7 protein-coding genes and 1 pseudogene are annotated in these 5739 nt (G+C 64.1%); 6 read left to right on the top strand and 2 right to left on the bottom strand.

The window, feature by feature from the left end; all coding sequences use genetic code 11:
• Positions 1–204 (top strand): annotated as a pseudogene (locus PF446_RS14390) (RNA pyrophosphohydrolase); the annotation flags it as partial.
• A 75-nt stretch (positions 205–279) separates the two neighbouring features.
• Here the strand turns inward: PF446_RS14390 and PF446_RS04005 are convergent.
• On the bottom strand, positions 280–708 hold the full coding sequence (locus tag PF446_RS04005; RefSeq protein WP_298069955.1) for a CopD family protein: 429 nt from the start codon (positions 706–708) through the stop codon (positions 280–282).
• A 129-nt stretch (positions 709–837) separates the two neighbouring features.
• Between PF446_RS04005 and PF446_RS04000 the strand changes: the two genes are divergently transcribed.
• The 5 genes from PF446_RS04000 to PF446_RS03980 all read left to right on the top strand — a co-directional run bounded on the left by PF446_RS04000 (position 838) and on the right by PF446_RS03980 (position 4505).
• The gene (locus PF446_RS04000) at positions 838–1581 is read left to right on the top strand and encodes a DUF6776 family protein (protein WP_298069954.1); all 744 of its coding nucleotides are present in this window, start codon (positions 838–840) and stop codon (positions 1579–1581) included.
• Positions 1568–2029 (top strand): polymer-forming cytoskeletal protein, encoded by a 462-nt coding sequence (locus tag PF446_RS03995; RefSeq protein WP_298069953.1) that lies wholly within the window; start codon positions 1568–1570, stop codon positions 2027–2029. The genes PF446_RS04000 and PF446_RS03995 overlap by 14 nt, the downstream gene beginning before the upstream one ends.
• 91 nt (positions 2030–2120) lie before the next feature.
• Positions 2121–2492, top strand: a complete 372-nt coding sequence (gene erpA, locus PF446_RS03990) for an iron-sulfur cluster insertion protein ErpA (protein WP_298069952.1) — start codon at positions 2121–2123, stop codon at positions 2490–2492.
• 14 nt (positions 2493–2506) lie between these two features.
• A complete protein-coding gene (gene nudC, locus PF446_RS03985) occupies positions 2507–3466 on the top strand; it encodes an NAD(+) diphosphatase (RefSeq protein ID WP_298069951.1) in 960 nt (319 codons plus the stop codon).
• Positions 3467–3527: 61 nt separating this feature from the next.
• The gene (locus PF446_RS03980; RefSeq protein ID WP_298069950.1) at positions 3528–4505 is read left to right on the top strand and encodes a beta-lactamase induction protein; all 978 of its coding nucleotides are present in this window, start codon (positions 3528–3530) and stop codon (positions 4503–4505) included.
• Between the two features lie 16 nt (positions 4506–4521).
• Here the strand turns inward: PF446_RS03980 and PF446_RS03975 are convergent.
• A partial coding sequence (locus PF446_RS03975; RefSeq protein WP_298069949.1) for a 1-acyl-sn-glycerol-3-phosphate acyltransferase occupies positions 4522–5739 on the bottom strand: 1218 nt, incomplete at its 5' end.

Genomic DNA, 5739 nt, shown 5'->3' with positions numbered 1-5739 from the left:
GATGCCAGTGAAACCCCGGAATTCGACTCCTGGCGCTGGGTGGACTTCTGGTACCCGGCCGATCACGTGGTGTCCTTCAAGCGCCGCGTCTATGAGCGCGCGCTGCGCCAGTTCGCGCCACTGGTCGAACGCACCTGCCGCATCCGCATCGAGCATCCGCGTCGGCGACCGTGCGAAAAGCCTTCCGGCAGCGCCGCCGCCTGACCGGCATCCCGACGCAAGACCCGCTCCGGCACCGACGATGGTGTTTGGCGATACCCGTGTTCAGGTCGGCTTGGTTCAGGTCGGCTTGACCACCACCAGAATCACGATCGCGATCAGCAGCAGTGACGGAATCTCGTTGAAGATCCGCAGCCCGCGACTGGACCACGTGCATGCATCACGGCGGCAATCGCGTACCAGCTTCACCAGCATGAGGTGGTAGCCGATCAGCAGCAGGACCAGAAACAGCTTGATGTGAAACCAGGCATGCATCAGGTAGCTCGGGGCATGCATCATCCACCAGGCCATGACGGCCAGGCCGAAACCCACGGCCAGGATGCCCCCGATGTGCGTGATGCCCATCAGGCGACGTTGCATCACCTTCAGACGCTCGCGCACCTCCGGCTCGTCGGCCTCCACGAAATAGACGAACAACCTCGGCAGATAGAACAACCCGGCAAACCAGGTGACCACGAAGATGATGTGGAACGCTTTCAGCCAGAGCATGTCGGGAACCCGTCCATCCGAAACAGTGTCCGAGTATACGCATCGTGCGTGCCTGTTTGCTTACCATGAATGATGCCTTGACGCTCGCCAAGGTCAATGGCTATATGATCGTTTCCCTACGGATACTCCATGAGCACCCGACCACCCACTCGCTACGCCGTGCATCCGGTGCATTCGCCACCGGCCCCTTCACGGCGCTGGCTGGGATGGCTCGCGGCATGGCTGGTCTCCTTGCTGCTGGTTGCCAGTGGCACCTATATGTTGGCGCACAGCAAACCTGGAATGGATCCTGCGCAGAACCAGGCACCGGGCAAGCTGGCCGCTGAAAATGCCAAACTGAAACAGCAGCTGGCCATCGCGCAACGCTCCAGCCAGGTGGCCTCGGTGGCTACGGGCAAGCTGACCGACAACCTCGCCAAACGTGACGAAAAGATCAACGGGCTGCGTGCCGATCTGGCATTCTATTCACGCTTGGTCGGCGGCGGGGCTCAGCATCAGGGTCTGCAACTGCAGACGGTGAACCTGCAACCCCTGCCGCACTCGAAAGCCTGGAACATCACGCTGACCCTGACCCGCAACGCCAAGCGTGGCGACGAGGAGAGCGGCGTGGCCGACGTGGATATCGATGGTGTGCGTGCCGGTTCGCTGCGCCGCCTGCGCTGGAAGGACATCAGCGCACCCGACCAGAAAAACGGGCTGGACTTCAAGTTCAAGTACTTCCAGCAGCTGCACGGCACCATCATGCTGCCCAAGGACTTCACCCCGAACCGGCTGCATATCCATCTCAAGCCCCAACACGGTAAAACCATCACCCAGAGCATGTCCTGGTCGGACGCGCTGAAAAATCCGGAGAACGACCATGTGGAACAATAACCAACGTCGACCCGCCACGACCGACAGCCATACCAGCGATACCAGCCTGATCGCCTCGGGCACCCGGATACGCGGAGACGTGCTGTTCAGCGGCGCCTTGCACCTGGACGGGATCATCGAAGGCAGTGTCAGCGCCGAAGCCGAGAGCAGCGCCGTATTCACGCTCAGCGAGCAGGGACGCGTCACCGGCGAGGTGCATGTCCCGCACGCGGTCGTCAACGGTACGGTCAAGGGCAACATCCACGCCACCGAACGCCTCGAACTGGCCGCCCAGGCGGTTGTCGAGGGCGATGTGCACTACCGGGTCCTGGAAATGGCGGCAGGCGCGCAGGTCAATGGCCGCATGGTTCACCAGAAAGATGAACAACGGCAATTGCCCAAGCTCGATATCGCAGACCAGGACGTCGAGGAAGTTCCCGGGGATGTGCACGAAGCCGTAAACAAATGAACCGGTGCGGGGCTTGAGCCGCCGCCGGCCGGCCCCATTTCTGAATGACGCCGGCTTGCCGCGCACTCCCTGACACGCCACACTGGATGCCATGAACACCGTCACCATCGACATGCCCGACTACCGCACCGGCGGGGTACCGCTGGTGTTTACCGATGCCGCAGCACACAAGGTGCGCGAGCTGATCGAGGAAGAAGGCAACCCGGCCCTGAAGCTGCGGGTGTACATCAGCGGCGGCGGCTGCTCGGGGTTCCAGTATGGTTTCACCTTTGACGACGAACAGGCCGACGATGACCTGGCGCTGGACAAGGAAGGCGTGACCCTGCTGGTCGATCCGCTCTCGCTGCAGTACCTGGGCGGCGCCGAGATCGACTATTCGGAAAGCCTCAGCGGCTCGCAGTTCGTGATCCGCAATCCCAATGCCACGACCACCTGTGGCTGCGGCTCCTCATTCTCGATGTAGCTCCGCCTGGATCCGTGGATTCCGGCCCCCCCAATGCACTGAACGCCTTCACCGGCCTGGAACTCGACCGCGTGGCCGAACGCCGTGAGGACCGCTCCTGGCTGGATGCCCTGGAACGTGAGGTCGGCACCCGCTTCCTGCTGCTGGATCCCGACACCCGCCTGCTGGTCGATTCCGGCGTCGATGCACCGCGCTGGCTGTCGCCGGACGAACGTCAGTCACTGCTTGCGCAAGTCCCGGCCAGCCTGCTTGGCGTGGCCGGGAATCGCGGTCATTTCATGCTGCATCTGAATGCCGAGCAGACCGAAAAGGTCGACGCCGCACTGGGCACCGCACGCCAGGATCTGCGCAAGGCGGGCCGCCTGTTCAACGCCTTCGATGCCGGGCTGTACGCCTACGCCAGCGGCCTTGCCCACTGGCAGGACCGCACCCGTTTCTGCCCGCGCTGCGGCGGTCCATTGCAGCTTGTCGCCGCCGGCCATCGCGCCGCCTGCGCGCGTTGTGGTGGCTTGCAGTTCCCGCGCAGCGATCCGGCCATCATCGTCATCGTCGAGCATCAGGGGGCCTGCCTGCTGGGCCGTCAGTCCAGTTGGCCGTCCGGTCTTTACTCCACCCTGGCCGGCTTTGTCGAACCGGGCGAGTCGCTGGAGGATGCAGTGCGCCGTGAAGTGTTCGAGGAATCCGGAGTCAAGGTCACCGACTGCAGCTATCACTCCTCGCAACCGTGGCCGTTCCCGGCCTCGTTGATGCTCGGCTTCACCGCGCAGGCCAGCGCCCGCGGCATCGAACTTCGCGACGGCGAACTGGAGCATGCCGACTGGTTCACACCCGAACAGATCGTGGATGGCATCGAAAAGGGCGAGCTGATCACGCCCTCACCCTTGTCGGTCTCCTGCCGACTGATCGAGCACTGGCTGCGCGCCCGGTCCGGGATCGAGCTGGCCCGACTCAAGGCCGGGGCAAAACAGACCTGACATCCTGCGCACGCTACAATCGTCGACACCGCATTTGCCGTCCGCAGGAGCACACCCCCTCATGGCTATCCGTCTACTGGTTGTCCTGGTGGTACTGCTGCTGATCCAGCTGCTGCCCACCATCCCCAGTTACCGTCGCCACGGCTGGTTTCATCGCTGGACCGCCCACCACTCCGAGAACGACGGTGGGGCCTTCGTGGCCTGGACCCTGCTGCCGCCGCTGCTGGTCTGCCTGGTGCTCTCCTACGTGCTCTCGCACTTACCGTTGATGATGGTCCTGTGGGCCATTTTCGCCGGTTGCGTGCTGGCCTACAGCCTGGGGCCGCGGGATCTGGAGCAGGATGTCAACGCCGTGCTCAAGGCGCCGGATCGCGCCGGACGCGAGCAAGCCGCGCAAATGCTGCGCTCCACCGATGATCATTCCCGGCTGCCCTTCACCGCACCGCATCTGGTCGAAGCTGCCGTATGGTCCGGATTGCGCCGAAGATTCGCGGTGCTCTTCTGGTTCCTGCTGCTTGGGCCGATCGGCGCGCTCGGTTACCGCCTGAACCGGTTGCTGCTGGTGCAAGCAGCACCCGACCCCGTACCGGACCCCGACGCAACGGACGTCGAAGAGGAAGACGAGCATGCACGGGTCGACGCCACAGCAGAGCCGCCTGCCACGAATGCTAAAGTCGAACCCGGCCCCACACGCGGGCGCGTGGTCGCGCGACGCCTGGGCGAGATCCTGGACTGGGTTCCCGCGCATCTGATGGTGTTCGCCATGGCCCTGGTGTCGGACTTTGAGGCCGTGATCAAGGCCTGGCGTGCCTGGCATGCCGATCCCGGCAATGCCGCGCGCAGCTTCGACCCGGACTTTCTTTCCGCCGTGGCCTGCGCCAGTGTCGATGCCGACGTCGAGGCAGGAGATGAGGGTCCGGACCAGGACACCAGCGATGCTCTGGTGGAGCTGGATGACGCCCGCCGCCTGCTCATGCGTGTACTGATGGTCTGGTTGGCCATTGCCGCCCTTATCGTGCTTGGCGGCTGGTTCGTCTGAGGCGAACGCGATGTCCTCAGGCGTCCTCGCCTCGCAGATCCCGCACTCGTTGCTCCAGGGCCTGCAACGAGGCGTTGTGGGGCATCATCATTTCACCCGTATCCAGCTCCACCCGGGCGCGGAAACGTCGCGGCAGGCGTGCACGGCCCAGCATGCTGTCCCGGCGACTGAACACGCTGCCCCACAACCCGCGCAGCGCCATCGGCACCACCGGTACCGGGCGCCGCTGGAGGATCTGCTCGACTCCGGGCCGGAACGGCGCGATCTGGCCATCCAGCGTCAGCCCGCCCTCGGGAAAGATACACACCACCTCGCCCGCGGCCAGTGCCTGGTCGATGGCCTCGAAGGCCGCCTGCAGCAAAGCCGGGTCCTCCTTGCGACCGGCGATCGGGATCGCACCGGCCATGCGGAACAGCGACTTCAGCACCGGCATCCGGTAGATCCGGTAGTCCATCACGAAGCGTACCGGACGCCGCACACAGGCCATCAGGATCATCGGGTCGGTAAAGGCCACGTGATTGCATACCATGAGTGCCGGACCGGTCTCGGGGATGCGGTCGATATGTCGGCAACGAATGCGGTAGAGCGTGTTGACCACCAGCCAGCCAAGGAAGCGCAGCGGGAATTCCGGCACCAGGGTGAAGATGTACACCGCCACCACGGCATTCATCAGCGCCACCACAAGAAACAGCTCGGGTACATCCAGGCCCGCCTTCAGCAGGCCGATGCCAAAACCCGCCGCAAGCACCATGAACAGGGCATTGAGGATATTGGTCCCGGCGATCACCCGCGACAGCTTGCTGCGCTCGGCACGCGACTGTACCAAGGCAAACAGCGGCACGATGTAGAACCCGGACATGACCCCGATCAGGGTCAGGTCCAGCGCCAGATGCCAGCCTCCCGCCGCGCTCAACACCTGCCACCAGTTCTGCCCGCGTACCGCTGCCTCGTGCGGGCGCACCAGGAAAAGGTCAATCCCGAACAGCGTCATCCCGGCCGCCCCCAGTGGCACCAGGCCCGGCTCCACCTTGCCGCCGGAGAGCTTCTCGCACAGCAGTGATCCGACACCGACACCGATCGAGAACAGGGCCAGCGCCAGTGTCAGCACGCTGGCGTCACCGCCAAGATACGAGCGCGTGTACAACGGCAGTTGCACGGTCAGCGTGGCTCCGAAGAACCAGAACCACGAGATGCCCAGGATCGCGTTGAACACGGTGCGTTCACGCACCGTGTA

Origin of the sequence: Oleiagrimonas sp. (genome assembly GCF_027858935.1) — a bacterium.
GTDB lineage: Bacteria > Pseudomonadota > Gammaproteobacteria > Xanthomonadales > Rhodanobacteraceae > Oleiagrimonas.
The sequence above is the reverse complement of the archived record's forward strand: the minus strand, read 5'-3'. Positions and strand labels throughout refer to the sequence as shown.